Genomic DNA, 26,050 nt, shown 5'->3' on the forward strand with positions numbered 1-26,050 from the left:
CCGGGGGGTGGCGCGTACATTGTCGGTGGCAGAGGTTCCCCGGTTTGTCGGCCCACCCCTTATGCGAACCCTTTCCTTCATCATCGCGCTGGCCACCACTGCCGCCCTATCGAGCGGTGACACCATTCATCTGACCGACGGTCGCACGCTCACCGGTGACGTGAAGCGCACGCCCGACGGCTGGACCGTTGTCGCCGACGGGCAGACCCTGCAGCTGACGAACGACCAGGTGAAGTCGATCGAGGTGGGCTCGGCCGAGGGTGGCGCCACCGGCGACGCCGGGCTGGCGTCGCTGCGGCGATCGACGGCGTCGGCGACCGATCCGAAGACCGTCATCGACAAGTACGAGCGATTCATTACCGCCGCCAAGGGCAAGCCGGTCGCGGAGGTGGCGAAGGTCGACTTGCGCATCTGGAAGGACCGCGCCGACCGCGGGCTGGTGAAGTTCGGCGACAAGTGGCTGACGCCGGCCGAGGCGGATCAGGCCAAGTCGCAGTTCGACGACCGGCTAATCGAGGCGCGCGATCACCTGCTGCAGGGGCGCACGACCGAGGCCAGCAAGATCATCGATGCCGTACTGTCGGCCGACGCGCAGCAACCGGCGGCGCTGTACCTGCGCGGCGTGCTGGCGTTCGGCACGGGCGACGTGCCCGCGGCCCGCAAGGCGTTCGACGCCGCGGCCAATGCGCTGGGTCGCGACGTTCACGGGCCCACGCTGAACAACCTCGCCGTCGTCATGATGCGCCAGAACCAGACGCCCGCGGCGCTGAACACCTACGGCAGGGCGCTGACGGTGGCGCCGGAGGACATGCGCATCCTCGACAACGTCGCCGAGGCGCTGCAGGCCAACAGCCGCGACAACAAGCTCGCCGGCGCCGTGAAGAAACTGGCCGCCACGTTCTCACCGTTGGACATGGCGCTGGCCAAGCGCATGGCGAGCGAGGGCTTCTTCCGCTGGGGCGCCACATGGGTGCCGCAGGACCAGTTCCAGCACCTGCAGGCGATGGAACGGCAGGTGAACGAGCAGATCGCCGTCCACGAGCGCGAGTTCACCGCCGCCCAGGGCCGCGTGCGCGCGATCGACGACGAGGTGGCCGCCAACGAGCGATCGATGCGGCGCATCGAGGCCAACAGCGTCTTCCGCGACGAGACCGGCCAGCTCGTGCGGGTCGCGTACCCACCGGCGTACTTCGAGCTGCAGCGGTCCAACCAGGAACTGGCGACGGCCCGGCAGAAGGTGCTGACGGAGATCGAACAGATCCGCGTCGCTGCGAACCAGACGAAGGCGAAACTGCCGACGCCCCGGTATACCGGCGCACAGCGGTTAATCGGCCCCGAAGGCACGCCGAACCTGCCACCGGTTCCTGCAGAGGCCCCGCCTCAAGCGGCCGCGCCATCGCCCGCGGACCCCGCGGCGGCGCCACCACCACCGCCCCAACCCCTGGGTCCACCACCACCGGCCAGCGGCACCCAGCCGGCCAAGAATCCGCCATTGCCGAACCCGGGACCACCGCCGCGGTCGCAGTTGCCGTGAGGGTTCACGGTGGGTTGTAGGGCGGCGCAACGTTCGCGGTGCACTAGGCGGAAGAATGAACGTCAGCGCCGCGAAGAGCAGTCGCGAAGGGTCTCGCCGAAGACCGCGGTAGAACGTGGCGGCGGTTTGGGCAAGACAACGCGCGAATCCATGCACCATTTTGCACCATTGTGCAACATCGGGTGATCGAGCCAGTCGCCGGTAAGGCTCATCACGTCGCGTATTCAGTTGTCAAAGAGCACGCTATCCATCTCTACGCTCGCGCTGCGTAGAAGACGCGGGGTTGGCGCAACACCACCCGCATTTCTTCGCGTCCGCCTTCGCGTCCTTCGCGCCTTCGCGTCTCTGCCTCTTCGCCATCGCGGCTAGCGGCGCGTGGCAGATAAGAATGTCCGTCCCACCGAATAAGAAACACAGACAAGAATGCCTGTGTCACAGAAGAGAGAATACGGGGGGAGAGCGAGGGGAGAGACAGGCAGGAATGCCTGTCCTACAGAAGAGGGCGCGGGACGCGAGATCGGCGTTTGCGCGGTTCTTGCACCAGGGCCGCCGGACTGGCCGCTTTAGCGGCCAGTTCTTTCATCGCGCCAGAACACTCAGTCAACCCTTCGACGACACGGCGCGCGGACCGAATGTCGTGATCGATGAACGAACGCCAGGCATCCGACGCAAAACGTGCTGGGCTACGCCCACACGCGCATCAGGTATTGCATGTCGTCCTCGGGCGTCTCGATCTCGATCGTCTCGAGGAGGCACGAGGGGTCGAGCCCCATGCGGGCCTCGTCGCGGTGCGTCTCGAGCATCAGCGTCAGCGAGTCCTTGAGCTTGTGGCGGCACTCGTCCAGCGAACGACCGGTGGAGATCGTGCCGGGGACTTCCTCGACCCAGCCCACGAACCCGCCGTTGCTCTCGGGCTTGATGATGGTGTGGTACTGTTGTTTCATGGTTCACGTATTCTGCCGATGCGATTTGCGCCGTTGCAAGGCAATTCTGAGGGAAGCGTGAGATACTTTTGCCTGCGCGCGCGGGTCTGCGTGTGGCGCGACGACGCGTTGCCGGTCGTCAGGCGCGCTCAAGCGACCCTGCCAAGGGAGGCATATCGAGGTGTGCTGGGCGCCAGGTGCACGATCTAACGGCTGGCGGACAAAGCCCGTGCGTTGATCAGAGACGTGTCATCCCGATGGGAGGCTTGCCGACCTGAGGGATCTCGACCGAGTGACGGTGCGGGCCATGGGAGATCCCTCAGGTCGCCAAGGCTCCCATCGGGATGACAACCGGGCACGAGGAGACAGGGTTTTGCCCGCTAGCCTTAAGGCAACGTGATCTTCGGGTTGCGCGCATCACCCGTACGTTCCAGCGCGGCCTTGATGGCGTTAGCGATCACGTCGGCCTGCGCCTCCCCTTGGAAGCGCACCGCAACCAGCCTCGGCGACTCGTTGTACAGCGCCGGCGCGACGGACACGACGTGGATCTGCGCGTCGCGCAGCGCGTCGATCACGTCGTTCGACTCGTACTCGGCCAGGATGAACGTGCCGACGACGTTCGTCTTGCCGCACGGGCACATGAAGAAGTGAAACGTCGATTCGAGCCCCGCGGCCGTCGGGATGTCGCCGGCGTCGGGCGTCGACACCAGCAGGTCCTTCCGCGGCACGGTGACGGTGTAGACCGACTCCCGCTCGGTCCCCGTCAGCCCCAGCATCTTCGATAGCGCCGGCCAAGGCGACGCGGGCGCCGTCGTCGGCGCATCGGCAGCGAACAGCGGGACAGCGAACAGGACCGTGGCGAGGAAGAGGGTGAGTTTCATGGTGTCTCGTATTGTAACCAAACTGTTGTGGTCTCTGACGCTGGGAGCGTTTTATAACCCGCGATCGACGCCGCTTGCGGTTTCACGCGACGCCACACTGGCCCGTCTGCGAAACCCCAAGCGGTGTGGGCGCTTTACGTTACGGGAATCCGGACTCGACGCGTCAGCAGGCACAAATCGTCATCCTGTGGTACTCCGAAGGATCTCTTCCTTCACGAAGCGAATGCGGAGGGAGATCCTTCGGAGTACCTCAGGATGACGATGGGCTTGTAAAAGAGACGAGAACACGTTGCATATGCCTGCGCAAACAGAGCATCTACTGCTCCGGCGTCAACGGACTCTTCACGCGCCGGGCGCGGAAAAAGTCGCGTAAAAGCCGACCGGTTTCCTCCGCGCGAATGCCTGCGATCACCTCCAGCCGATGGTTCAGGCGAACGTCTTCGCACAGCCGGTACAGCGTGCGAACGGCACCGGCCTTGGGGTCGTCGCAGCCGTAAACCAGCCTCGGCAGGCGGGCGTTCACGATCGCCCCGGCGCACATCGGGCAGGGTTCGAGCGTCACCACCAGCGTGCAGTCGATCAACCGCCAGTGGCCCAAGGCTGTGCCCGCTTGGCGCATCGCGATAATCTCAGCATGGGCGGTGGGGTCGTGGTGGGTTTCACGCAGGTTGTGGCCGCGCCCGATGATCTGGCCGGTGGGGTGATGGACGATCACGCACCCGATCGGCACCTCACCCAGCGTGCCGGCCTTGGCGGCCTCGGCTAGCGCGTGCTGCATAGCGTCGTCGTCGGTCATTGGAATCGTCGGCGGGGGACGTCCTGGGTCGACAGGCTGGCGAACAGGTCGTTGATCGCCATCGCGCCACGCTGCAGCCAGCCCAGCTGGTCGGCGACGAGTGCCAGGGTAATGGTGACGAGCAGGACGGCACAGAAGCCGACGATGCCCCGTTCCACACGCTCGCCACGCCGGCGAGCCCGGCGGTTCGCCAGCAAGGCTGCGACGGCGGCAAATTGAATCACGGCAAGGGCGACCACCAGCACCTTGCTGCCGGCGCCAACGGTCTCGCGGCCCGCGTACGCCGCCGCCAGGCCACCGGCCAACAGCAGCACCGCGACGGCCGACAGCCGGTGGGCGATTTGCGATAAAACAGAACTGGACGGACGAGCCGGGCGGGCGGGAACATTAACGATCAGCGGAGCAGCCGGCGGGGGAAAGTCGCTGGCAATCGACACGTCTGCTATGGCAACGTCGGCCATCATTCACACCTGTGAACCAATCGGCCTCGCGCCAGGCGCGGCCGGCTTATACGACGGGGATCACCTTCGTCACTTCCGGCACGCGCTCGATCAGGTTGCGCTCGATGCCGTTCTGCAGCGTCATCGTGCTGCTGGGGCACCCATGACAGGCGCCGTGGAAGCGGATCGAGACGACCCCATCCTCGGCGACCTTCACGAGTTCGATATCGCCGCCGTCCGCCTGCACGGAGGGGCGGATGAGGTTGATGACCTCCTGAACTTTCTCAGTCACGCTTTGCGGTTGGCTCGTCGCTGTGCCCATCTGCAGACCTCTTGCGGTAAAGCAGGATTATAGCCGGTCGGGGATGGGATTGAAAATCCCAAGTGTTGATGGCCAACAAATCAAGCCTCAAGCCTCAAGCCTCAAATCCCAATGACCAACAAATGACCAAGCCCTAAATCCCAATCAATTCGCCTATCACCGGTTGAATGTCATCCCGATGGGAGCCTTGGCGACCTGAGGGATCTCGAAATACGGACGGTTCTCGGCCTTGAGAGATCCCTCGGGATGACAGGTAGCACATTGGGCTGAGGTTTTGTCCGCTAGCCTTAGGCGCCGCTCGGGATGACGGAGCGCGGCAAGCCGCGGGGCTTCTGATTTGGGATTTGGGGCTTGGTCATTTGTTGGTCATTGGGGCTTGGTCATTCTCTTCCCCATTCGCTCCCTCATTCTCCTTCCCCTAGTCACCTCCATGGTTTACGCTCCACGCGTCGCATGAAAATCGTTCACGTCATCACGCGCCTGATCGTCGGCGGAGCGCAGGAGAACACGCTGCTGAGCTGCGAGGGGCAGCACGACCTCGGTCACGACGTCACGCTCATCACTGGCCCGCCGGTAGGGCCCGAGGGGTCGTTGCTACAGCGGGCCCAGGCGTACGGGTACCGCGTGGACGTGCTGGACGAGATGAAGCGGTCGATCCTGCCGATCGCGGACTTGCGGGTCTACCACCGGCTGGTGAGCCGCTTCCGCGAGCTGCGGCCGGACGTGGTCCACACGCATTCCAGCAAGGCGGGCATCATCGGTCGCTGGGCGGCGCACCGCGCGCCGGTGCGGGGCATCGTCCACACGATTCATGGCCTGGCCTTCACCGCCAGCACCCGGCCGATCGTCAACCGGTTCTACGAGATGCTGGAACGGCAGACGGCCCCCATCTCGTCCAAGATCGTCTGCGTCGCCGACGCCATGCGCGACCAGTCGCTGGCGGCCGACATCGGCACCCCGTCGCAGTACGTCACGGTCTACAGCGGCATGGAGACGGCGCCGTTCGTCGATCCGCCCGTGCCGCGCGACGTTATTCGCAAGCAGCTGGGTTTGGCCCACGACGACATCGCCGTCGGCACGATCGCACGGCTGTTTCACCTGAAGGGGCACGACGATCTACTCGACCTGGCGCCGGAACTGTGCAGCCGATTTCCGAAGCTGAAGTTCATGTGGGTGGGGGACGGGTTGTTGCGGCCGGACTTCGAAAAGCGCATCAGAGCGATGAACCTGGTCGATCGCTTCGTGCTGACCGGCCTGGTGCCGCCGACACGCATTCCGGAACTGGTGAACGCGATGGACATTGTCGCGCATCCGTCGCGGCGCGAAGGCTTGGCGCGCGCGCTGCCGCAGGGGTCGCTGGCGGGCAAGCCGGTGGTTACGTACGACATCGATGGCGCCAAGGAGGGCGTTCTGGACGGGCAGACGGGTTTTGTGCTGCCGCCGTTCGATAAACGGCAACTGGGCGACAAGATCGCGGTACTACTGGAAGATGCCGAGTTACGATGGCGGTTCGGTGACGCCGGGCGGACGTTCGCGCTTGGGCGGTTCGACACGAAGGTGATGGTGGCGGGGCTCGAACGGGTGTACGCGGACTTGGTGTAGCCATCTACATAGCCCCCGGCTTGCCGGGGTTCTTCCGTCTTTTCCGAGAGATGGAAGAAGAGACCCCCGGCAAGCCGGGGGCTATGTGGGCGAGCAACACGATCGTCACTTGAGACAGGTGGAATAGATTGATGAAGTTGATCCCAATCCGACATGTCCTGCTCGCCGGCCTGCTCGCATCGCAGGCGATGGCGCAAACGCGCCCGCCCGCCCGGCCACCACGGCCGCAACCGCAGGAACCGGCCGTCGCTACCGCAACGCCGGAGGCGGATTCAAGAGGCTCGTACAAGCAGCAGCGCATCGACGCGATCGATGAGGAACTGGCCGTCCTGCTTCAGCGACGCGGCGAGACGGGCGTCGACCAGGCCATGCTCGAACTGCAGATCGACCTGCGCCTGCTCGCCCGCGGCATCGCCAGCATTATGCCCGACAAGCTGGACGGCAAGCCCGAGAACGCCGCTGCCTACCTGCGCCTGCAGCAGGTGGTGCGCGCCGGCGACGAGATCGCGCTCACCGTTCGCACGCTGACGCCACCCACGGAACCGCAGGCCAACGCGCTGAAGGCCCTGCACGAGCTGACGTATCGCCCAGCGCTCGATAAGCCGACCGTCGCGGCGATCGATGCGCTTACCAAGGAGATCGCGACGGCGCTGTCGGCGATCGTGCCCGCGCCGCCCGTCACGATGCGACCGCAGCGCGCCGTTGCACCGGCGACCGCGCCGGCCGGGAATGGCAGCCCGACGGAAGCGCCACTGGTGACGTTGTCGAACGCGGCGCGCCGGCTGAACGTCACGCCGGTGCTGCGCCGGCAGATCCTCACCCTCACCGAGGCCGCCAACGTCGCCAGTAGCACCGGCGACGCCACCGAGGCCCGCGTGCTGGCCGAGGGGTTGTCGGACGCCGTCGACCTGGCCTCCGGCCTGGCCGCCAACACCGCCGTCGCGATGGCGACGCGGCAGGAGATCGAAGGGCAATTGGCGCAGGGGCTGGCGCTGTTCACCGACCCGCGCACGCGCGACATCGGGCGCAAGCGCCTCAAGACGCTCGCCCCGTACCGCCAGACGCTGGCGCGCGTTGGTAAAATTGCGGAGAATCCGGACACGCGCCGGCTGGCCAAGCTGTTCGTCTGGGCGCAGGAGAATCCCGAGGACGGCCCGAAGGTGCTGAACGCCGTCGAGGCCTACAACCGTGTGGTGGCCGAGTTCGAGGGACGCCCGCGGCTCGCGTCGCTCCCACCGAACGTGAAGCGTGCCGCCGACGCCACCGTGCGCCAGTTTCAGACCGCCCGCGCGACGTTCATGGAAGAGGCGATCAGCCTGCCCGACGGTGGCATGATGGCCGCCACGCCCAAGCAGCTCAGCGACACGGTGGGTGAGATGTCGGCGGCGCTGGCGCAGCTGGATCTGATCGAGACGAGCCCGCGCTCGCTGGACGCGCTGCTGGCGTTCAAGCCACGGCCGATTGGGCTGCTCGACAAGCGCGTGATTGCGGCCGTCGGTGGGGCCGTGGGTGAAGGGAAGATGCTGCCCGAGGATGCGGTGGCGTTCCTGAAGTCCCTGCGCGGCCTGGCCGACGCCGCGGCGCGCATCGGCACCGATCTGCCCAAGGCCGCCACGGGCGCTGAGGCGTGGGCCGGCCAAGGCGCTGCGGCGCTGCAGGCCCGGTTGAACGCGATGCTGACCGAGGCCACCTCGACGTTGGCCAGCGCGGATGGGGTGGTGTCGCCCGACGTGCTGTCGCAACTGGCGATCGCCGGCGACCTGGTCGAGGCGCTGCGCGGGGCGGCGAAGATCGACGAGGCGATCGCGGCGTGCGCGCCGCTGGCGCGCTGGGCCGACTGGGGTGTGGACGTGCAGCAGCTGGAGGCGATCGTGAAGGCCTATCGCGACGGTACCGCGGCGGCGGTGGACGGGTTGATCGACGGCTCGAGCGGCGCGGTCGAGCAGTGGCCGCGCATGCGCCAGAAGTACCGGCCGGTGATTGAGTACCTGGAAGAGATCAGCGCGTACGCCCCCGCGTGCGCGACGCTACCGGAAGGGGCCGCCGGTCAGATCGCGGCGCTGGCGACGCCGTTCGACGCCGCGGCGTTTCGGGACGTGCGAATGACGGGCGCGACGCTCGGCATCTGGGGTGCCGCCGAGGTCGCCGCCGATCTTACGACTGCCGGTGAGGCGTCGGGGTTGGTGTCGAGGCAATTAAAGGCGCGGTAGGGGGATGCGATGCTTCTGTTCTACCCCGGTTAAGCCGGGAAACCCGGGCAGGTCCGGGGCTAGATGGGCTCTGGCGCACAAATTGCGTCGTTCGGATCGGTTACGTTTGCAGTTCAACCGTGCGATTGGCCGACAAGGGATAGATTGCCGGGTACAATCCTGAAGTGGCGCTGCAACTTATGCGCCCGCGGGTGCGTCCAATGAGCAGGGCCAAGGGAGTCGTCATCATGATGAAGCAACACAAAGCCATCCTGTCCGCCGCCGCCATCGGGGCGGCGCTCGCGGTGTCGTCGTCGGTCGCGGTGGCGCAGTACCGCGTGGGTAGCGACGGTCGGTTGAACGATGCCAACAACCGCATCGGCAGCAACGGGTACAACACTGGTGGCCCGATCATCCGTCCGTTGAACGGCGGCCTTGGCAACAACGTCGTCACCGGCAACGTCACCGGTGGCCGTGAGTTCCGCGGGCCGGTGGGATACACCGATCCTGGCGCTTTCCGCGGCAGTACCGCCGACGAGACGACCGACCGGTTTATCCGTGGATCGTCGGGCGCGTCGTTCACCGGCGCGCCGCAGAACAACGCGCAGAACGTGTTGCCGTTCTACGGCAGCAGTCGCGCCGCGCCACCGCCACCCGGGTTCGTAAAGCAGGGCCTCACCGATGCTTACATCCCCGCGCCGGCCATGGCGCGCCAGGGGAGCGATTTGCGCTTGGGTTCCGTCGTCACCACGCCGCAGACCGTGTTGCCGTCGCCGGGCGATCTCATGCTGCCCGGCCCCGTCAATCCCAGCACCGGCCTCAGCACGATCACCGCGTCGCCGTTGTACGGCGTTCGCCAGTGGCGCAGCGACGTGCCGGCCGAGCGCCAGTTCGTCGACCGCTTTGGTCAGGACCAGCGACCCGATGCGCCCGACCGCATGTCGCTGGACGCCAACACGCTCGAGCAGTACCGCGCCGAACTGCGCGTCTCCAACCGCCTGCCCGAGACGCCGGAGCAGGATGGAACCTCCAACGAGCTGGCGACCGGTGTCGACCTCAATCGCCCGCGCGTCGGTGAGGGGGACGCCACGGGTGCCAATCAGCAACTCGCCAACCAACCGCTGGCCAACAACGCGCTCGGCGGGCAGATCGGCCCCGATCAATCGACCCGCCAGGAGCTGATGACGCCGGCCGGCCAGAGCGCGCTTTACGCCCGGCTACAGGCGCAGTTCGACCAGCAGGGCGGTGGCGCGATCACCGACCAGGAAGCCCAGCGGCGCTTCGCGCTGCAGCGTAACCTACAGGCGAAGATCAACGCCGAAGCCAAGGCCGGCAAACCCGGTGAACTGCCCGAGCTGCCCGGCGACGCCGGACTTGATGGCGGTGACACCGGCGCCGGCGCCGGTGCCGGCGCGATCGACACCAGCAAGTTGCCCATGCAGGCGCAGCCGGGCGGCAACGGTGGCTCGAACGTCACGACCGAACCGGTGAAGGTGAACAACCTTGCGGAAGGTACGAACGCCAAGGGGCTGGCCAAACTGATGACCGGCGCCGAGGAAGCGATGCGTGCCGGCGAGTTCGGCACCGCCATCGACCGCTACGACGCCGCCGCCAGCGTCGCGCCGAACAACCCGCTGGTCACGCTCGGCCGTGCCCACGCGGAGTTGGGCGCGTCGTACTACGGCCGCGCCGAGGCCGACCTTCGCAAGGCGTTCACCAACGGCCCGGCGCTGCTGGCGGGTGAATATGATTTGATCACGTTCCTCGGCGCCGAACGCCTGCAGTTCGTCATCAAGGATTTGAAGGAGATCGCGAGCGCCGAGCAACAGCAGGCTGGCCCAACCTTCCTGCTGGCCTACATCGCCCGGAACATGGGCAACAGCAAGCTGGCCGCCGACTACCTGACGGAAACGGAGAAACGCCTCGGCGGGCCCGACCCACTGATCGACGCGATGCGCAAAGGCTGGCGCCTGCCCACCGCCGACGAGGCGGGAAAGTAGGTTAATAATCGGAAAGACACTTTAATTTCTAGGTATTCGGAAGGATTTTTCGGTCTTGCGACGCGGACGAAAAGATCCTTCGGGGTACCTCAGGATGACGCGTATATAGTTCTGCATTTCGTCGGGCAAGCCAGATCGGTTTTGCCCATGCTGCTGTTACCCTTCCACTTTTTCCTGCCCCTCCATACCTGAGATCGGTTAACCTCCCCAGCCCATGGGGCGGCTCAACATCATTCTGCAGGTTCGACAGTGGGGCGGCGATCTGCTGAACCTCTGCTACCCGGCCGTCTGCAGCGCGTGCGAGGCGCCGGCACCGGTGGGGGCATTTCTCTGTGAAGCATGCGAAGTGCAACTGGCGCAGCTGGCCCAAGCCGCAGCGTGTGAACGTTGTGCAATGCCGCTGGCAGTTCACGGTTCGCCATGCCCGTGGTGCGAGGGGGACGGGCTCAGGCCGTACGCGCGCATCGCGCGGCTGGGCACGATGTCATCGCCGTTGAAGCATCTGATTCATTTGGCCAAGTACAACCGCCGCTGGCCGATCGCGGAACGGCTCGCCGACCGGTTGATGGTCGATGCGCAGGTGCAGGCGATTTTGCGCGACACCGACGTGCTGCTGCCCGTGCCGCTGCACGCCTGGCGGCAGATGCGGCGCGGCTTCAACCAGGCCGACGTCATCGCGTCGCGCCTCGGCCGGTGCGGCAAGGTGCGCGTCGTGCGGCCCGTCGTCCGCTTGCGCCCGACCGACACGCAGACCCACATGCATGGACGTTCCAAACGCGCAGAGAACCTGAAGGACGCCTTCGGCCTGATCCGCCCGGCCGACGTCGCTGGGAAGCGCGTCACGGTCGTCGACGACGTGCTGACCACCGGCGCCACCCTGCAAAGCCTCGCCCGCACCCTGCGGCCCGCCCGCCCCGCGAGCCTGTCGGCCATCACGCTCGCAATCGCCGACCCGGAAGGACGACAGTTCGAGGTGGTGTAGGTTGGAGCGGATGCGGGTGAAGCCGTGAATGTTCGAACACGGTAGTGGCGACGCCTGCGTCGCGGTGCGGCGTAGCCGCATTCTCGTAACATGGGCGGCCCGCCCATGCTTTTGCCTTCCAACGCGAGAACACGGTCGGGCCGCCCGTGGTACGGGTGGACTCGATGCTGCGCATCGACCGCGACGCAGGCGTCGCCACTACGGGTGCATGTCTCACCGTGCTTGAGGTTTCGCGCTGCGCACCTCAAACCCCGGCGCCAGCTTCACGCCCTGCAGCACCGTGGCGCGCAGCGGCGCGAAGACGCGCCTCTCCGTGCGGAACGGCACGCCATACCGATCCAGCGCCTCCCGCGTCGGCCCGTCGGCGATCACGATCAATCGTCCGTTCGACACTTGGACCGGCACGTGCAGGTTGCCCAGTTCCAGCGCGACCGTCGCGAGCGCATCAGGATCAACCGGGTCGGTCACCCACACCTCGCACGCCGGCACGTGAACGCGTAGGACCGCCAGTTGTTCCCCCTCACGCGCAACGCCTGTCGCTTCAGCGGCAAGCACGTCGCCATCGCGCAGCGATCGTCCCAGGGGCAACAGGATGCGCACCTCCCGTCTCGCGCGCGTCGTCTTGCGCAACGCGCGAGCAGCGCACTCGTGCCACGCAATGTCGACCGAATCGCTCGGTTCGACGTCGGCGGAAGACAGGATGCGATCGTAAAGCATGACGGGTGGTGCCGACCGGCGGTGGCGCGTATGCTACCCGAGAACCGACCGCGCCGCCGCCACAGAGCATGCGATCCATCGCCGACGCCCAGCCCATTGCCCGCTCGCCAGCACTGCGTCATCGCGGGACCGGCCAGCTCGTCGCCACGCGCGTTGACGGCCAGACCGCCATCACCCGTTCCACCGCCACCAGTCCGCTGAAGCTGCTCGTCCCGCGCCCGCGTGGCGGTTGCGCCTGGGCGTTCGCCAGCACCTTCGGCGGGGGCCTGGTTGCTGGCGACGAGATCGATTTGTCCGTCACCGCCAGCGCTGGCACGGCGCTGCTGCTCGGCACGCAGGCGTCGACGAAGATCTACCGCAGCCCGCACAGCGTCGCAGCGATCCAGACGCTGAACGCCACGATCGCCGACGACGCGATCCTGCTCTCGCTGCCCGACCCCGTCAGCCCGTTCGCGACGGCCGTCTACGAACAACGGCAACGGTTTGAACTGACCCGCGGCGCGTCGCTCGTGCTGCTCGATTGGATCAGCAGTGGCCGGCTGGCGCGCGGCGAGCGCTGGGCGTTCACGCGGTACATGAGCCGCAACGATATCGTCGTCGACGGCCAGCACCTCGTGCGCGACGCGCTGCTGCTCGACGGCACCTTCGAGCCGATCGATGCGCCGCACCGCATGGGGCGGTTTGATTGTTACGCGACGCTGTTCCTCATCGGCCCGCGCGTGCGCGACGGCGCCGCGGCGATCTTGGACGAACTGAACGCCGCACCGGTGAAGCGAAACGCCGAGCTATTGGCCAGTGCCAGCCCCATCGGCGATGGCGGGGCGGTGCTGCGGGTGTTGGGGCCGTCACCGCAGTTGGTGGGTCAGTACCTGCGCGACCGCATGGCGTTCGCGTGGGCGATCGCCGGTGAGGATTTGTGGTCGCGGAAGTTTTAGAACGAGAGATGAATCTTCTGTAGGACAGGCATTCCTGCCTGTCTCTCTTGGTCTCCCCCCGTATTTCCTCTTCCGTCGAATACGGGGGGAAAGCGGGGGGAGAGACAGGCAGGAATGCCTGTCCTACAGAAGAAAGGCACAGACAGAGGAAACGACACGATGCATTTATCCCCCCGCGAGATCGACAAGCTGATGCTGCACAACGTGGGCTTCCTCGCCCAGAAGCGGCTCGCCCGCGGGCTGCGGTTGAATTATCCGGAGGCCGTGGCGCTGATCGCGGCGGTCTGCCTGGAATTCATTCGCGACGGCAAGCGCGTAGCCGAGCTGATGTCGCTCGGCCAGCAGTTGCTCGGCCGGCGGCAGGTGCTGCCGGGCGTGGCGGAGATGATCTACGACGTGCAGGTCGAGGGAACCTTCCCCGACGGCACGAAGCTCGTCACCGTTCACCACCCGATCGCATCGCTCGACGGCAAGCTGGAGATGGCCCTCTACGGCAGCTTCCTGCCCACGCCCGATCCGTCGCTCTTCGGCGACCTACCTGAAGACAACCCGGGCGAAGTTCAACCCGCCGCCGGTGAACTGGCTCTGAACGAAGGCCGCGACAGCGTCGACCTACCCATCACCAACGTCGGCGATCGCCCGGTGCAGGTGGGCAGCCATTACCACTTCGTCGAGACCAACCCCGCGCTGCAGTTCGACCGCGGCGTGGCCTACGGCAAACGCCTCGACATTCCCGCGGGCACCGCGGTGCGCTTCGAGCCGGGCGAGACGAAGAGCGTGCGCCTCGTCGACATCGCCGGCGACAAGGTGATCGCTGGTGGCAACAACTTCGCTTCGGGCCCGGTGACCGAAACCGGCCGTAAGAAGGCGATCGACGCAACGAAGGCCGCAACATGACGCGCTGTATCACGTTGCTGGGCCCGCAGAATCGAATCGAACAGTTGAGGTATCTGAACCATGTCCTACCGCATTCCCCGCTCCACGTACGCCGACATCTATGGCCCTACGGTTGGCGACCGCGTTCGCCTTGGCGATACCGGCCTTATCCTTGAAGTGGAGAAGGACTTCGCCGTCTACGGTGACGAGTGCAAATTTGGTGGTGGCAAGGTGCTGCGCGAGGGCATGGGCCAGGCGGCGGGCGTGTCGCAGGCGGATGCGCTCGACCTCGTCATTACCAATGCGCTTGTCGTCGACTACACCGGCATCTACAAGGCCGACATTGGCGTTAAGAATGGCCGCATCGCGGGCATCGGCAAGGCGGGCAACCCGGGTGTGATGGCGGGCGTGTCGGCGAATATGATCGTGGGCGTGACGACGGAAGTCATCGCCGGTGAAGGACTGATTTTGACCGCCGGCGGCATCGACGCGCACATTCACTACATCTGCCCGCAGCAGGCGTACGAGGCGATCGCGGCAGGCCTCACAACGATGATCGGTGGTGGCACCGGGCCGGCAGTGGGCACCTGCGCCACCACCTGCACGCCAGGCGCGTTTTACACGCAGATGATGCTGCAGGCGACCGATGCGCTGCCGCTCAACTTCGGCTTTACCGGCAAGGGCAACACGGCCCACCCGGCAGGGCTGGCCGAGCAGATCGTGTCGGGGCAGATCGGACTGAAGCTGCACGAAGACTGGGGCACCACGCCCGCGGCCATCGATTGTTGTTTAACGGTCGCCGAGCAGTACGACGTTGCAGTCACCATTCACACCGATACGCTCAACGAGTCCGGCTTTGTCGAATCGTCGATCGCGGCGTTCAAGAACCGCACGATTCACACCTACCACACCGAAGGCGCCGGCGGTGGTCACGCGCCCGACATCATCAAGGTCGCCGGGCTGCCCAACGTGCTGCCGTCGTCCACCAACCCCACGCGGCCATACACCGTGAACACGCTCGACGAGCATCTGGACATGCTGATGGTCTGCCATCATCTCGATCCCAGTCTGCCGGAAGACGTCGCCTTCGCCGAGAGCCGTATTCGTGGTGAGACGATCGCGGCCGAGGATATATTGCACGACCTGGGTGCCATCAGCATGATTTCATCGGATAGCCAGGCGATGGGCCGCATCGGCGAGGTCATCACGCGCACCTGGCAGACGGCCGACAAGATGAAGCAGCAGCGCGGCAAACTGCCCGGCGACCCGGCCGGCCACGACAACAACCGCATCAAGCGTTACGTCGCCAAGTACACCATCAACCCCGCGATCGCGCACGGCGTGGGGCACGTGGTCGGCAGCATCGAGGTCGGCAAGTTCGCCGACCTGGTCCTGTGGAAGCCGGCGATGTTCGGCGCCAAGTGCGAGATGGTCATCAAGGGCGGCATTATCGCCTGGAGCCAGATGGGCGACCCCAACGCCAGCATCCCCACGCCGCAACCGGTCTACATGCGCCCCATGTTCGGCGGCTTCGGCCGGGCGACGGGCACGGCATCGCTGGCGTTCGTCTCGCAGGCGTCGGTGGATGCGAACGTGGTGCAAGGGTACGGCCTGAACAAGCAAATCACGCCTGTAAAAAACTGCCGTAACGTGGGCAAAAAGGACATGAAGCTGAACGACGCGACGCCCGTGATCACTGTCGACGCCGAGACCTACACGGTGACGGCCGACGGCGAGGAACTGCGCTGCGAGCCGCTGGACGTTCTGCCCCTGGCGCAGCGGTACTTCCTGTTCTAAGGATGACGCGATTACCGGACGGATCGCGGGCTCGGCGTACCACGCCGTGCCGCCCGGCTTGCCGTCGCGTTCTGACTCACGGTGCGTCTCCCGCGTCTACAGCGCGCTTTCCATGCGAAGGGCGCGGCGCGGTTGTCATCGGCGCGGCGCGGTTGTCATCTGCGCGGCTAATTCTCCGCTTTAGAGCGGCTCTACCTCAGGTGTAGCGTGTCATCCCGAGGGGAGCGGTAGCGACCTGAGGGATCTCAAGTAAGGGAGGGCGCTCGACAGTGGCGATCCCTCGAGTCGCTACCGCTCCCGCTCGGGATGACAGGGTTGCGGCCAGACGCTACACCCGAAGTTGAACCGCTCTAGTGGTGGGAAACGGCGTTTTGCGACCGCGACAACCTGTCTCGACGAACGCCCTGCATCCGCGATCGCTAGAGCGTGTTATGCACTTTCCAGCTCAGAAACTGGCTTGGGTGCCACGGTTTGGTACTCCAAGCCGTGCCGGTACACGCAGACACGGCTTGGAGTACCAAACCGTGGCACCCAGCGTCGTCACGCCTGCGTTACTGGCCCCCAAAGTGGATAACACGCTCTAGGCTCTTGAAGGATGTCGAGACGCTCGACTGGTTCCCATAATATCCGCGTACACAGGCCGCCACTGAGCAACTTTTGTTCACACCCTGCGTATATTGAGGGGGGTACGGCTACAATGATTCCGGAGGTTCACCGATGACCAAGCCCCTGTTGATCTCGCTCGCGTTGTTCGCTGGTGTTGCGCCGATCGCTCACGCTCAAAATGCCCCTCAAGCCACGACGGCGGCCGCGCCGTTATCGGCCGAACGATTGCAGGAGGCGATCGACAAAGGGTTGGCGTTCCTGAAGTCGCAGCAGCTGCCCGATGGCGGCTGGGCAACCGAACGGCAGCCGCCGGCGATTTCGGCGCTCGTGCTGAGGGCGTTTGCGCAGGACCCGAAGACGGGCCCGCAGGCGGACTTCGTGAAGAAGGGATACGAGCGCCTGTTGAGCTTCCAGGTCGAGAGTGGCGGCATCTACAAGGATGCGCTGGCCAACTACAACACCGCCATCGCCGTCAGCGCGCTCGCGGCGGCGAACGATCCTGCGTACAAGGATCGGCTTGATAAGGCCGTCGCCTACCTCAAGAGCCTGCAGTGGACCAGTGGTGTCGTCGGCCCGAAGGGGGAATCGACGGCTGATGCAGACAAGGCCACGTGGGAAGGGGGCTGGGGCTACGGGCGCAACGGTCGGCCGGACTTTTCCAACACGCAGATGGCGCTCGACGCGATGCACGACGCCGGCCTGAAGCCCGACGACCCGGCGTACCAGCGCGCCCTGACCTTCATCCAGCGCACCCAGAACCGTAGCGAGAGCAACGACCAGGCGTTCGCCGGCAACGATGGTGGCTTCTTCTACACGCCGGCGCGCGGTGGCGAATCGATGGCGGGGCACATCGACGCCGCCGACAAGAAGGAACCGCGCAGCTACGGCTCGATGACCTATGCGGGCCTGAAGTCGTTCATCTACGCCGGCCTGTCCAAGACCGACCCGCGCGTGCAGGCGGCGTACGACTGGATCAAGCAGAACTACACGCTCGATGAAAACCCCGGCATGGCCGCCGCCGACCCCGAGAACGCGAAGAACGGCCTGTACTACTACTACCACACCATGGCCCGCGCCATGAACGCCTACGACGAGCCCACCTTCACCGACGCCAGCGGCAAGACGCACGACTGGCGCGCCGATCTAGCCCAGCAGCTCTTCTCGCTCCAGCAGCCCGACGGCAGCTGGGTCGGCGACAAGCGCTGGATGGAAGACAACCCGGTCATCACCACGTCCTACGTCGTGCTGGCGCTGCAGGAGATCCAGAAAGACCTGGCGGAGAAGCAGTAGGCCTGCTGTCTGACCGACGGATCGAGCACGTGGGTCAGCGTCTGTCATCCCGAAGGGAGCGGTAGCGACCAGAGGGATCTCGACGGGGCCAGCACAGTCCGCCGTGCCGATCCCTCAGGTCGCTACCGCTCCCGTTCGGGATGACATAGCGTTGGTGCCGGCCCTACCTACGTCGACTGATAGCTCAGCTTGCAACTCCTGCGGTACGCCGAGGCCGTCATGCCGACGGCGTTGCGGAAGACGTTCGCCATGCGCTCGGGGTTTGAGAACCCGCTGCCCTTGGCGATCGCGGGCATGGACAGGTCGGTGTTCGACAGCAACTGCTTGGCCTTCTCGATCCGCACCCGGCGAATCTCCTGCAACGGCGTGCGACCCAAATGCTGCAGGAACTTTCGCTCCAAATACCGCCGGTTCACCGTTACCACCTTCAGCAGCTTCTGCACCGTCACGCCCTCGTGAACGCGCTCGCGGATGTAGCGCAGCGCCTCGAGCACCTCGGGGTCGTTGATGTTCAACAGGTTGGTGCTTTGCCGTGAGATGACGCTGACCGGGGGGAACATGATCGCCTCGGCCGGTGGAGCGGCGCCGGACATCAGTTCGTCCAACAGTTTGGCGGCGGCGAAGCCGATCTTCTCGGTCGGCAGCGCGATGCTCGACAGTGGGGGGTGACTGAACTTGCTCACCAGCTCGTCATTATCGACGCCCAGCACGCAGACCTCTTCCGGCACGCGGATGCCGCTGTGCCGGCAGATCTCCAGGATCTCAGCGCCGGCCGGGTCGTGCGATGCGAAGATGCCGACCGGCTTGGGCAACGACTGCAGCCACGCCAGCACCGTCTGCGGGTCGCCCACCGGTGCCCGCGACCGCAGCGGTGGCCTGCCCTGCCTGCGGTAAAAACTGACCTCGATCTCCTCATCCTCCAGCGCGCTGGCGAACCCCTTTTGGCGGATCTCCGAGAACCCCGCGCCGGTCGGCCCGATGGTGCCGAAGTGGCGCAGGCCCAGGTCCAGAAAGTACTCGGCCGCCAGCCGGCCGACGGCCTCGTCGTCGGCGAGCACCGAGGGAAACGGTTGGGGCGGCCACCAGTTCGACACGTCGACCACAGGAATGTCCAGCTCGCGCAGCTGGTCGACGTAGTTCTTCTCGGAATAGGTGATGACGCCGTCGGCGCTACCGCGTGCGATGCCGTTGAGATATTGCGGCAACGGCAGGACGCGCGTCCACGTCCAGTCCGGCCGTTGCGTCAGGTACGCGGCGATCCCCAATTGCACGCCGTGCAGATATCCCATCCAGTTGTGCATCACGAGCAGTATGCGACGCTGCGGATCAGCCATGCACCAGTGGTAGCGAAGCAGTGACAATTAGGCAAGGCGTATTGTCGCAAAGCGGCAGTGCGATTGTTTCGTCTAACGCGGTGGTGGCTAGTGCCGCTCCTTGGCTGTGCGTTTTACGCGAGGAAGGGCTGAACTGAGAGCGCTAATTGGCTCGTCGCTGCTGGTAATTATTCGAGAAAGTGCCGGCGTACAACCGAAAAAACGGAAGCGAGCTGATCCGCGTTCGGACGGCGGCAGCTTTGTTGCGCAAAGCGGACTCATGCAATGTTCGTGGGGATCTGTAGTGCGTCGAGATCGGTCGTTCCGAAATTTGTCTTATTAAGGTAAAAGCTGCTCTGCCCAGTTCATCGTTGATGCCGATGGACTGATGTGGTACTAGTTTAGCACGCGTTGGCAGAGCGCGGCACGAGATACCCTTCCATTTTACGAGGTTTTGATGTCATTGCTTTCGCGTCCCCGCGCTAGTGCGCCCGTTGCTCCGATCGAGTCGCTCGAGTCCCGCCGTCTGTTGCACAACGTATTGCTGGCACCCATTGCGGACATGCAGGCGGTCGTCGGAACCGCGCAGACGGTCGACCTGAAGCAGCACTTCGACGATCCGGACGTCGCCCGCACCAAGGTGACGCTCGACACGAACTTCGGTTCGATCCCGCTCGAGTTGTACGACGACCTGACCCCGCAGACGGTCGAGAACTTCCTGAAGTACGTCGAGAGCGACCGGTACAACAACGTGCTGTTCCATCGCCTGGAGCCCGGCTTCGTCCTGCAGGGCGGTGGGTACACCAGCACCGGCGCCGAGGTCGAAGATTTCGGTAATGTCCCCAACGAATTCGACGCGAGCCACCCGAACGTCATGGGCACGGTCGCCATGGCCAAGGTCGGTGGTGACCCCGATTCGGCGACGAGCCAGTTCTTCTTTAACCTGGCCGACAACCGCGCGAACCTAGACAACCAGAACGGCGGCTTCACGACCTTCGCCGAAGCGCTGGACATGACCACGGTGAACAACATCGCGGCGCTCCCCACGAGCAACCAGGGCGGTGCCTTTAACGCCCTCCCGGCCGACGCGAGCGGCACCGTGCCCATGATCACCAACGCCACCCTGATGCCCAAGACGGCGTTCACCGTCATCAGCAGCAACCCGGGGATCCTGAACGCCTCGGTCGCCCCCGATGGCACGCTGACCATGACGCCGGTCTCCAGCGGCAACGCGACCGTCACCGTCACGTCCACGACCCTCGACGGCGACGTGATGAACGAGGCCTTCGCGGTCGACGTGGCCGCGCCGCCCGTCGTGCTCGGCACCGGTGAGGGTCAGTCGCGCTCCCTGGTCTTCATCGACGGCGACGGCACCCGCACCACCGTGCGGGCCAGCAACGCCACCGCCACGGTCCTCATGAATGGCACCGAGGTGGCCCTGAGCACCGTGCGCGGCGTGACGACCGTCACCGGTCTGAACCTCAGCATCGGCAGCATCGCCCTAAACGAAATCACCCGCGTCAGCAGCAGCCTGATCATCTCCTCGTCGGGTGGCGATAACTCGGTCGATATCGGTGACATCACCGCGGCCGGCACGCTCGGCTCGATCACGGCGACGCGCGGCAACCTCGTCGGTGACGTGAACGTCGACGGCGCGCTCGGCCGCGTTACCCTCGGGTCCATCAACGGTGGCTCGATCGCCTCGAACGTCGCCGGCACCGCGCTCACGCTTCGCGCCGGTGACGTGACCAACGCCAGCATCACGATGGTCAGCGCGATCCGCAGCATCACCGTCAACAGCTGGACCGACAGCGACGCCACGCCCGACGTTATCTCCGCGCTGGACATCACCACGATCAGCTCGCGCGGCGACTTCGGCGCCGACATCAACACGCCCGGCGGCCTGCGCAGCGCCAGCATCCGCGGCAACACGACCAGCGACAACTGGAACGTCGGTGGCACGCTGACCCGCCTGAGCGTCGGCAGCTGGGAAAACGTGGGTGGCAACGGTCAGGTGACGGCCGGTGACCTCGGCACGATCAGCTCGACCGGCAACTTCGGGCCCGACCTGACGGCCACCACTGGCCTGCGGTCGTTCTCGACCCGCGCCGACGTGACCGGTGGCGTGTGGAACATCGGCGCCGGCACCGCGTCGCGCGTCAGCGCGCTCAACACGGCGGCGGGCTGGATCGGCGTGTTCGCCGGGCCGGTCAGCTCCGTCTCGGTGCGCGGCACGCTCGACGGCACGCTGTCGGCCGGTTCGATGCGGTCTCTGTCGGTCGGCACGCTGGCGGCGCCGGTGTCGTTGACCGACGCCAGCGTCCCATACTCGCTGACCTCGTTCCGCGCGACGACGATGACCGACGCCGAGATTCGCTCGGCCGGGAGCATCCGATCGGTCTCGGTGCGCTCGGGCACGCTCCGCAGCGCGATCTTCGCCGGCGTCGCCGGTGGCGACGCCTCGGTCGAGGGTGCCGCCGACTTCGCCAACCCCAATGCTCAGATCGTCTCGGCCCGCTTCGGCGCGCCGCGCGGTCAGGTGGGCTTCAGCGAAAGCGCGATCATCGCGCCGACGCTGGGCAGCATCAACATTGGCACGATCGCCGACACGGCCTCCAGCATCCCGTTCCAGGGTGTGGCCGCCGACAGCCTGCGCCTGCTGACCTTCACGATCGACGGCCAGCGCGTCCGCCTGACGGACGCGACCCCGATCGACACGCAGCTGCAGGACCAGGGTGTGACGCTCAACAACTTTGAGGTCGTCGTGTTCTAAGTCGTCTGCCGAAGTTTGATTCACAAACCCAATCGCCCGTGGCAACCGCCACGGGCGATTTTTCGTTTCGGTTGGTTCAGGTGGCTCGCCACCGATCGACGTCGGTCCTCATCCTGTGCGGGTGCTTGTCGGGTTCCGGTCCCTCTCCCACGTACTTATGGGAGAGGGACCGGAGTGACGTCCTCCGAACTGAAGCGCGCACCTTCTCAGAGGGTGTCAAAGAACACGGTGCTGTTCGGTTTTCACCGTAGCATGGGCGTCTCGCCCATGGCCGTCTTGAGGCCGAGTAGGCATGTTTTCTTGGAGCCATTTCAGTCGAAGCGGGTTGCCTCAAATCCCATCGGTTGTCCTGCTGACGGACATGGGCGAGACGCCCATGCTACGGTCGGAGCGGACGCGGCGTCGTTCTTTAACACCCTCGCAGGATGACGCAGCTTGGAGCGGAACCATTTCTTCGGTCCTCTTTGAGCACCGTCCATTGTCGGCCACCGCGACAGCGGCGTCCGTTCCGGCCGTGGCATGGGCGTCTCGCCCATGCATGCGGGAGGCCAGCAGATTCAATTTGCATCTGTTGCGCGGTCGAAGCCGCCCGCCACCAATCGTGATTCCATTTCAATCCACAAGCATGGGCTCTGGCATCCATGCCACGGTTTAAGGCGACCCACGTCAGTGCCACCCACGCAAGGGCGTGCCTACACTTTCCCCGTATCGCGTTTCGATGTTGCGCGGTCGAATGCCCCCGGGAGTGTCAGCCACAATGCGCGTCTTTCACTGCGATCACTGCAACCACGCCATCTTCTTTGAGAACACGCTCTGCCAAAAGTGCGGCCACAAACTCGCGTACCTGCCCGACCTGAAGGTCATCGCCTCGCTCGACCTCGCCGGTAAAGCCAGGGACGGCAGCGACGAACTGTGGACCTCGCCGATCAAGCGGGCCGAGGGCAGGAAGTACCGCCTGTGCAAGAACTACGACCACACCGACGTCTGCAACTGGGCGGTGCCGGCCGATGACGACAACCCGCTGTGCCCGTCTTGCCGGTTGACGCGGACCATTCCGGACCTGAACGTCCCCGGCAACCTCGCTGCCTGGGCCAAACTGGAGACGGCGAAGCGGCGGCTCGTGTACAGCCTGATGGAGTTCGGCCTGCCGGTGAAGAACCGCATTGATGACCCGGGGGCCGGCTTAGCATTCGAGTTCCTGACCGACCCGCCGAACGGCCCGCGCGTGCTGACCGGGCACGACAACGGCGTTATTACGCTGAACGTGATCGAGGCCGACGACGTCGAGCGCGAGCGGGCGCGCGTCTCGATGCACGAGCCGTACCGCACGCTGCTGGGCCATTTTCGCCACGAGGTGGGGCACTACTACTGGGACCGGCTGATCCAGCACCGCCCGCGGTTGGAAGCGTTCCGCAAGCTGTTCGGCGACGAGCAGGTGAGCTACGCCGACGCGCTGCAATCGCACTACGCCAACGGCCCATCGCCCGATTGGCAGCAACACTTCGTGAGCGCGTACGCCAGCGTGCACCCATGGGAAGACTGGGCCGAGACGTGGGCGCACTACTTCCACATGACCGACACGCTCGAGACGGCCGCGGCGAGCGGGCTATCGCTGAAGCCCGACCGGGCAAACGAGCCGGTGATGGAGAAGCAGCCGCGCCTGCGCGCCAACGATCAGTCGTTCGACGACATCATCGGCAACTGGTTTCCGCTGACCTACGTGCTGAACGCCCTGAACCGTGGCATGGGCTTGCCCGACGCCTACCCCTTCGTGCTGCCGCCACCGACGATCGAGAAGCTGCGCTTCATCCACGACACGGTCTGCGAGGCGGACTGCACGAAACCGATGGACGAGACGGGGAACGCGCCACCGCCGGTCGCTTCATCGGATTTGGGGGCGCGACAGTAGCCGCACTTTAAGGCCAGCGGACAAGACCCCATGTCATCCCGATGGGAGCGGTAGCTGCCTGAGGGATCTCGATTGACTGACGGTGCGGGCCGTGGGAGATGGGTCGGGATGACAGGTAGCGCATTGGGCTGAGGTTTTGTCCGCTAACCTTTGACCTCGGGCTTGCCCGGGGATGGTTTGCACGTCGATCGCGGGCAAGCCCGCGGCTAGACGAGAGAGGTTTGGAGAGCCTCTCTTACGGACGCGCAGGCCGGGTCGCGGGCAGTCCCTGCTCAAGTTTCTCGGCCCGTTCGAGCAGCGCCTGCGCATCGGCAGGCTGCGTGGTGAGAGGCTTCAGGTCGTAATGCAGGCGTTGCCGGTCGTGCAGCGTGAACGGCATTGCGGTCGCGATCAGATCGAGCGGCACCCAGTTCCACCACGGCGCGATGACCACGCTTTTCGTCACCAGGGCCTGATGGCCCTCCCGGCGCACGTGAACGTCGTACGTGCCGTAAAACGTGAACTCGCGCGTGACCGGCGTACGACCAAACTCCACGTCGTTCAGGTAAACCAGCGCCCCCGGCGGGTCCGACGTGATCGTGATGGTCTGCTCGACGCACCCGCTTAAGGTGCCGACCAACAACAGCATAGTAACGAGCAAACGACCCATAAGGCCCGAGTATACGCCCGATCGGCCCGCGGATGTAGGGCACGACACGCAGCGCAATTCATGGAGATTTCGTTGTCCACCAGCGGCAGGCCACCACGAGCCTACAATCGGCACACGGTCGCAAGCTTGCGCTCCGACTGTAGCATGGGCGTCTCGCCCATGCCGTCATCAGTAAAGGTGACTGATTTTAACCGGGATGACGCTCGCGGCCGGTGCAACTAATCTCCGTCCCGATACTGCTGACATGCGTGGGCCGTAAACTCCTATGAGCACTTTCCTCCTGATCATCTTCACCCTGTTTGCCTCGAACTTCATCTGGTGGGCCTGGGCCGACGCCTGGCTGCGCAAGACCCATCGGGCCGTCGGCTGGCGCTTGGCCGTGGGGCTGTATGCGCTATCGCAGGCGGGGCTATTCGTCTTCATGATCTACGCCCGCATGGTCGACCTAGGCAGCGCCATGCCGCAGCCGTTGTTAATCGCGGTCTACGTGTGGCACCTGGTGATCCTGCCGGTGGTCATGCTCGCCTTGATCGGCCGCGGGTTGTTCAAGGGCGTCGCGGGCGTGGTGCGGGCGATTGCGGGGAAGAAGACGACCGCCGAACCCGAGACGTTGAGCAGCGACCCCGTGTTGGCCAACGGTCCCACGCGCCGGCAGATTTTGGCCGCCACGCTCGTCGCCGCGGCGCCACCGGTGGCGGAGCTGGCCGCCGTCACGACGGCCGTCACCACGCTGGGGTCGTTCCGCATCAACAAGATGGACATCGCCTTCCGCAACCTGCCGTCGCAGTTGGACGGCGTGACGATCGCGCACCTGTCCGACACCCACATCGGCCGCTTCACCCACCGCGGCGATATTCGCCAGATCGCCGAGGCGACCAATCGCCTGGACGCCGACGTCGTCGCCTTCACCGGCGATTTGATCGATTTCGACCTGGACGAACTTCCCAACGGCCTGGAGCTGCTGAAGGGGCTTCAGCCGCGCCACGGCGTGGTGGTGTGCGAGGGCAACCATGACTTGTTTCAGGACCGCAGCACGTTCGAACAGGGCGTGATGAACGCCGGCTTCCCGTTGCTGCTGAACGAGTCGCACACGATCGACATCAACGGCTATCCAATGCAGTTCCTCGGTTTGCAATGGGGCGAGGCCGCGCTGCGGCGCGATCCGATGCTGCAGCAATGGGCGGCGGTGGCGCTGGAGAAGCGACGCCCGGACGCGTTTGGCGTGATGCTGGCGCATCACCCGCACGCCTTCGACTACGCCGCCAAAGCCGGCGTGCAACTGACGCTCGCCGGCCACACGCATGGCGGGCAGCTGATGCTGTCCAAAAACGTCGGCCCTGGCCCGGTGATGTACCGCTACTGGTCGGGCCTTTATCGCCAGGGCAACGCGGCGTGCGTCGTCTCCAACGGCATCGGTAACTGGTTCCCACTGCGCATCAACGCGCCTGCCGAGATCGTCCATATCCGGCTGAGCAAGGCGTGATGCCAAAAGGCGTGCGAGGGCAAGCTGTCGGTG

General features: G+C 65.4%; 20 protein-coding genes. 12 read left to right on the forward strand and 8 right to left on the reverse strand.

Annotated features, from left to right (window positions below):
- The first annotated feature begins 61 nt into the window (after positions 1–61).
- Positions 62–1,534 (forward strand): hypothetical protein, encoded by a 1,473-nt coding sequence (locus VGN72_23125; protein ID HEV7302250.1) that lies wholly within the window; start codon positions 62–64, stop codon positions 1,532–1,534.
- Positions 1,535–2,217: 683 nt separating this feature from the next.
- Here VGN72_23125 and VGN72_23130 read toward each other — a convergent pair.
- The 5 genes from VGN72_23130 to VGN72_23150 all read right to left on the reverse strand — a co-directional run bounded on the left by VGN72_23130 (position 2,218) and on the right by VGN72_23150 (position 4,866).
- On the reverse strand, positions 2,218–2,478 hold the full coding sequence (locus VGN72_23130; protein HEV7302251.1) for a type II toxin-antitoxin system HicB family antitoxin: 261 nt from the start codon (positions 2,476–2,478) through the stop codon (positions 2,218–2,220).
- Between the two features lie 365 nt (positions 2,479–2,843).
- The gene (locus VGN72_23135; GenBank protein HEV7302252.1) at positions 2,844–3,338 is read right to left on the reverse strand and encodes a DUF1259 domain-containing protein; all 495 of its coding nucleotides are present in this window, start codon (positions 3,336–3,338) and stop codon (positions 2,844–2,846) included.
- A 316-nt stretch (positions 3,339–3,654) separates the two neighbouring features.
- A complete protein-coding gene (gene tadA / locus VGN72_23140; GenBank protein HEV7302253.1) occupies positions 3,655–4,134 on the reverse strand; it encodes a tRNA adenosine(34) deaminase TadA in 480 nt (159 codons plus the stop codon).
- Positions 4,131–4,595: a hypothetical protein gene (locus VGN72_23145; GenBank protein ID HEV7302254.1), complete on the reverse strand. Its 465-nt coding sequence runs from the start codon at positions 4,593–4,595 to the stop codon at positions 4,131–4,133. Before VGN72_23145 ends, tadA begins: the two co-directional genes overlap by 4 nt.
- A 46-nt stretch (positions 4,596–4,641) precedes the next feature.
- On the reverse strand, positions 4,642–4,866 hold the full coding sequence (locus VGN72_23150) for a NifU family protein (GenBank protein HEV7302255.1): 225 nt from the start codon (positions 4,864–4,866) through the stop codon (positions 4,642–4,644).
- Positions 4,867–5,349: 483 nt separating this feature from the next.
- Between VGN72_23150 and VGN72_23155 the strand changes: the two genes are divergently transcribed.
- From VGN72_23155 to VGN72_23170, 4 genes are all read left to right on the forward strand, one after another.
- The gene (locus tag VGN72_23155; protein HEV7302256.1) at positions 5,350–6,498 is read left to right on the forward strand and encodes a glycosyltransferase family 4 protein; all 1,149 of its coding nucleotides are present in this window, start codon (positions 5,350–5,352) and stop codon (positions 6,496–6,498) included.
- Between the two features lie 131 nt (positions 6,499–6,629).
- Entirely contained in the window at positions 6,630–8,708 is a 2,079-nt protein-coding gene (locus VGN72_23160) for a hypothetical protein (protein ID HEV7302257.1), read from the forward strand.
- Between the two features lie 227 nt (positions 8,709–8,935).
- Positions 8,936–10,687, forward strand: coding sequence for a hypothetical protein (locus VGN72_23165; protein HEV7302258.1), 1,752 nt, complete (start codon positions 8,936–8,938; stop codon positions 10,685–10,687).
- A gap of 214 nt (positions 10,688–10,901) precedes the next feature.
- Positions 10,902–11,669: a phosphoribosyltransferase family protein gene (locus VGN72_23170; GenBank protein ID HEV7302259.1), complete on the forward strand. Its 768-nt coding sequence runs from the start codon at positions 10,902–10,904 to the stop codon at positions 11,667–11,669.
- Between the two features lie 213 nt (positions 11,670–11,882).
- On the opposite strand, the gene VGN72_23175 is transcribed toward VGN72_23170, so the two are convergent.
- Positions 11,883–12,386 (reverse strand): hypothetical protein, encoded by a 504-nt coding sequence (locus VGN72_23175; GenBank protein ID HEV7302260.1) that lies wholly within the window; start codon positions 12,384–12,386, stop codon positions 11,883–11,885.
- Between the two features lie 68 nt (positions 12,387–12,454).
- Between VGN72_23175 and VGN72_23180 the strand changes: the two genes are divergently transcribed.
- The 4 genes from VGN72_23180 (at position 12,455) to VGN72_23195 (ending at position 17,890) form a co-directional block, all read left to right on the forward strand.
- Positions 12,455–13,321, forward strand: a complete 867-nt coding sequence (locus VGN72_23180) for an urease accessory protein UreD (GenBank protein ID HEV7302261.1) — start codon at positions 12,455–12,457, stop codon at positions 13,319–13,321.
- A 159-nt stretch (positions 13,322–13,480) separates the two neighbouring features.
- Positions 13,481–14,218, forward strand: coding sequence for an urease subunit gamma (locus tag VGN72_23185; protein HEV7302262.1), 738 nt, complete (start codon positions 13,481–13,483; stop codon positions 14,216–14,218).
- A 60-nt stretch (positions 14,219–14,278) separates the two neighbouring features.
- Positions 14,279–15,994, forward strand: coding sequence for an urease subunit alpha (gene ureC, locus VGN72_23190; protein ID HEV7302263.1), 1,716 nt, complete (start codon positions 14,279–14,281; stop codon positions 15,992–15,994).
- A 717-nt stretch (positions 15,995–16,711) separates the two neighbouring features.
- Entirely contained in the window at positions 16,712–17,890 is a 1,179-nt protein-coding gene (locus VGN72_23195) for a prenyltransferase/squalene oxidase repeat-containing protein (GenBank protein ID HEV7302264.1), read from the forward strand.
- Between the two features lie 167 nt (positions 17,891–18,057).
- On the opposite strand, the gene VGN72_23200 is transcribed toward VGN72_23195, so the two are convergent.
- Positions 18,058–19,224 (reverse strand): substrate-binding domain-containing protein, encoded by a 1,167-nt coding sequence (locus VGN72_23200; GenBank protein HEV7302265.1) that lies wholly within the window; start codon positions 19,222–19,224, stop codon positions 18,058–18,060.
- Positions 19,225–19,660: 436 nt separating this feature from the next.
- Between VGN72_23200 and VGN72_23205 the strand changes: the two genes are divergently transcribed.
- Positions 19,661–21,976, forward strand: coding sequence for a peptidylprolyl isomerase (locus VGN72_23205; protein HEV7302266.1), 2,316 nt, complete (start codon positions 19,661–19,663; stop codon positions 21,974–21,976).
- A gap of 757 nt (positions 21,977–22,733) precedes the next feature.
- The gene (locus VGN72_23210) at positions 22,734–23,885 is read left to right on the forward strand and encodes a putative zinc-binding peptidase (protein ID HEV7302267.1); all 1,152 of its coding nucleotides are present in this window, start codon (positions 22,734–22,736) and stop codon (positions 23,883–23,885) included.
- Positions 23,886–24,120: 235 nt separating this feature from the next.
- Here the strand turns inward: VGN72_23210 and VGN72_23215 are convergent, their stop codons facing one another.
- The gene (locus VGN72_23215) at positions 24,121–24,534 is read right to left on the reverse strand and encodes a PEGA domain-containing protein (GenBank protein HEV7302268.1); all 414 of its coding nucleotides are present in this window, start codon (positions 24,532–24,534) and stop codon (positions 24,121–24,123) included.
- A 265-nt stretch (positions 24,535–24,799) separates the two neighbouring features.
- Here VGN72_23215 and VGN72_23220 point away from each other — a divergent pair, with 265 nt between their 5' ends.
- Entirely contained in the window at positions 24,800–26,017 is a 1,218-nt protein-coding gene (locus tag VGN72_23220; protein HEV7302269.1) for a metallophosphoesterase, read from the forward strand.
- Positions 26,018–26,050: the final 33 nt, after the last annotated feature.

This window comes from Tepidisphaeraceae bacterium (assembly GCA_035998445.1).
Lineage (GTDB): Bacteria > Planctomycetota > Phycisphaerae > Tepidisphaerales > Tepidisphaeraceae > DASYHQ01.

Bases quoted from the DNA above. Each gene is read 5' to 3' on its own strand.
- VGN72_23125 (HEV7302250.1), top strand. From the start codon at position 62: ATGCGAACCCTTTCCTTCATCATCGCGCTGGCCACCACTGCCGCCCTA.
- VGN72_23130 (HEV7302251.1), bottom strand. From the start codon at position 2,478: ATGAAACAACAGTACCACACCATCATCAAGCCCGAGAGCAACGGCGGG.
- VGN72_23135 (HEV7302252.1), bottom strand. From the start codon at position 3,338: ATGAAACTCACCCTCTTCCTCGCCACGGTCCTGTTCGCTGTCCCGCTG.
- tadA (HEV7302253.1), bottom strand. From the start codon at position 4,134: ATGACCGACGACGACGCTATGCAGCACGCGCTAGCCGAGGCCGCCAAG.
- VGN72_23145 (HEV7302254.1), bottom strand. From the start codon at position 4,595: ATGGCCGACGTTGCCATAGCAGACGTGTCGATTGCCAGCGACTTTCCC.
- VGN72_23155 (HEV7302256.1), top strand. From the start codon at position 5,350: ATGAAAATCGTTCACGTCATCACGCGCCTGATCGTCGGCGGAGCGCAG.
- VGN72_23160 (HEV7302257.1), top strand. From the start codon at position 6,630: ATGAAGTTGATCCCAATCCGACATGTCCTGCTCGCCGGCCTGCTCGCA.
- VGN72_23165 (HEV7302258.1), top strand. From the start codon at position 8,936: ATGATGAAGCAACACAAAGCCATCCTGTCCGCCGCCGCCATCGGGGCG.
- VGN72_23170 (HEV7302259.1), top strand. From the start codon at position 10,902: ATGGGGCGGCTCAACATCATTCTGCAGGTTCGACAGTGGGGCGGCGAT.
- VGN72_23175 (HEV7302260.1), bottom strand. From the start codon at position 12,386: ATGCTTTACGATCGCATCCTGTCTTCCGCCGACGTCGAACCGAGCGAT.
- VGN72_23180 (HEV7302261.1), top strand. From the start codon at position 12,455: ATGCGATCCATCGCCGACGCCCAGCCCATTGCCCGCTCGCCAGCACTG.
- VGN72_23185 (HEV7302262.1), top strand. From the start codon at position 13,481: ATGCATTTATCCCCCCGCGAGATCGACAAGCTGATGCTGCACAACGTG.
- ureC (HEV7302263.1), top strand. From the start codon at position 14,279: ATGTCCTACCGCATTCCCCGCTCCACGTACGCCGACATCTATGGCCCT.
- VGN72_23195 (HEV7302264.1), top strand. From the start codon at position 16,712: ATGACCAAGCCCCTGTTGATCTCGCTCGCGTTGTTCGCTGGTGTTGCG.
- VGN72_23200 (HEV7302265.1), bottom strand. From the start codon at position 19,224: ATGGCTGATCCGCAGCGTCGCATACTGCTCGTGATGCACAACTGGATG.
- VGN72_23205 (HEV7302266.1), top strand. From the start codon at position 19,661: ATGTCATTGCTTTCGCGTCCCCGCGCTAGTGCGCCCGTTGCTCCGATC.
- VGN72_23210 (HEV7302267.1), top strand. From the start codon at position 22,734: ATGCGCGTCTTTCACTGCGATCACTGCAACCACGCCATCTTCTTTGAG.
- VGN72_23215 (HEV7302268.1), bottom strand. From the start codon at position 24,534: ATGGGTCGTTTGCTCGTTACTATGCTGTTGTTGGTCGGCACCTTAAGC.
- VGN72_23220 (HEV7302269.1), top strand. From the start codon at position 24,800: ATGAGCACTTTCCTCCTGATCATCTTCACCCTGTTTGCCTCGAACTTC.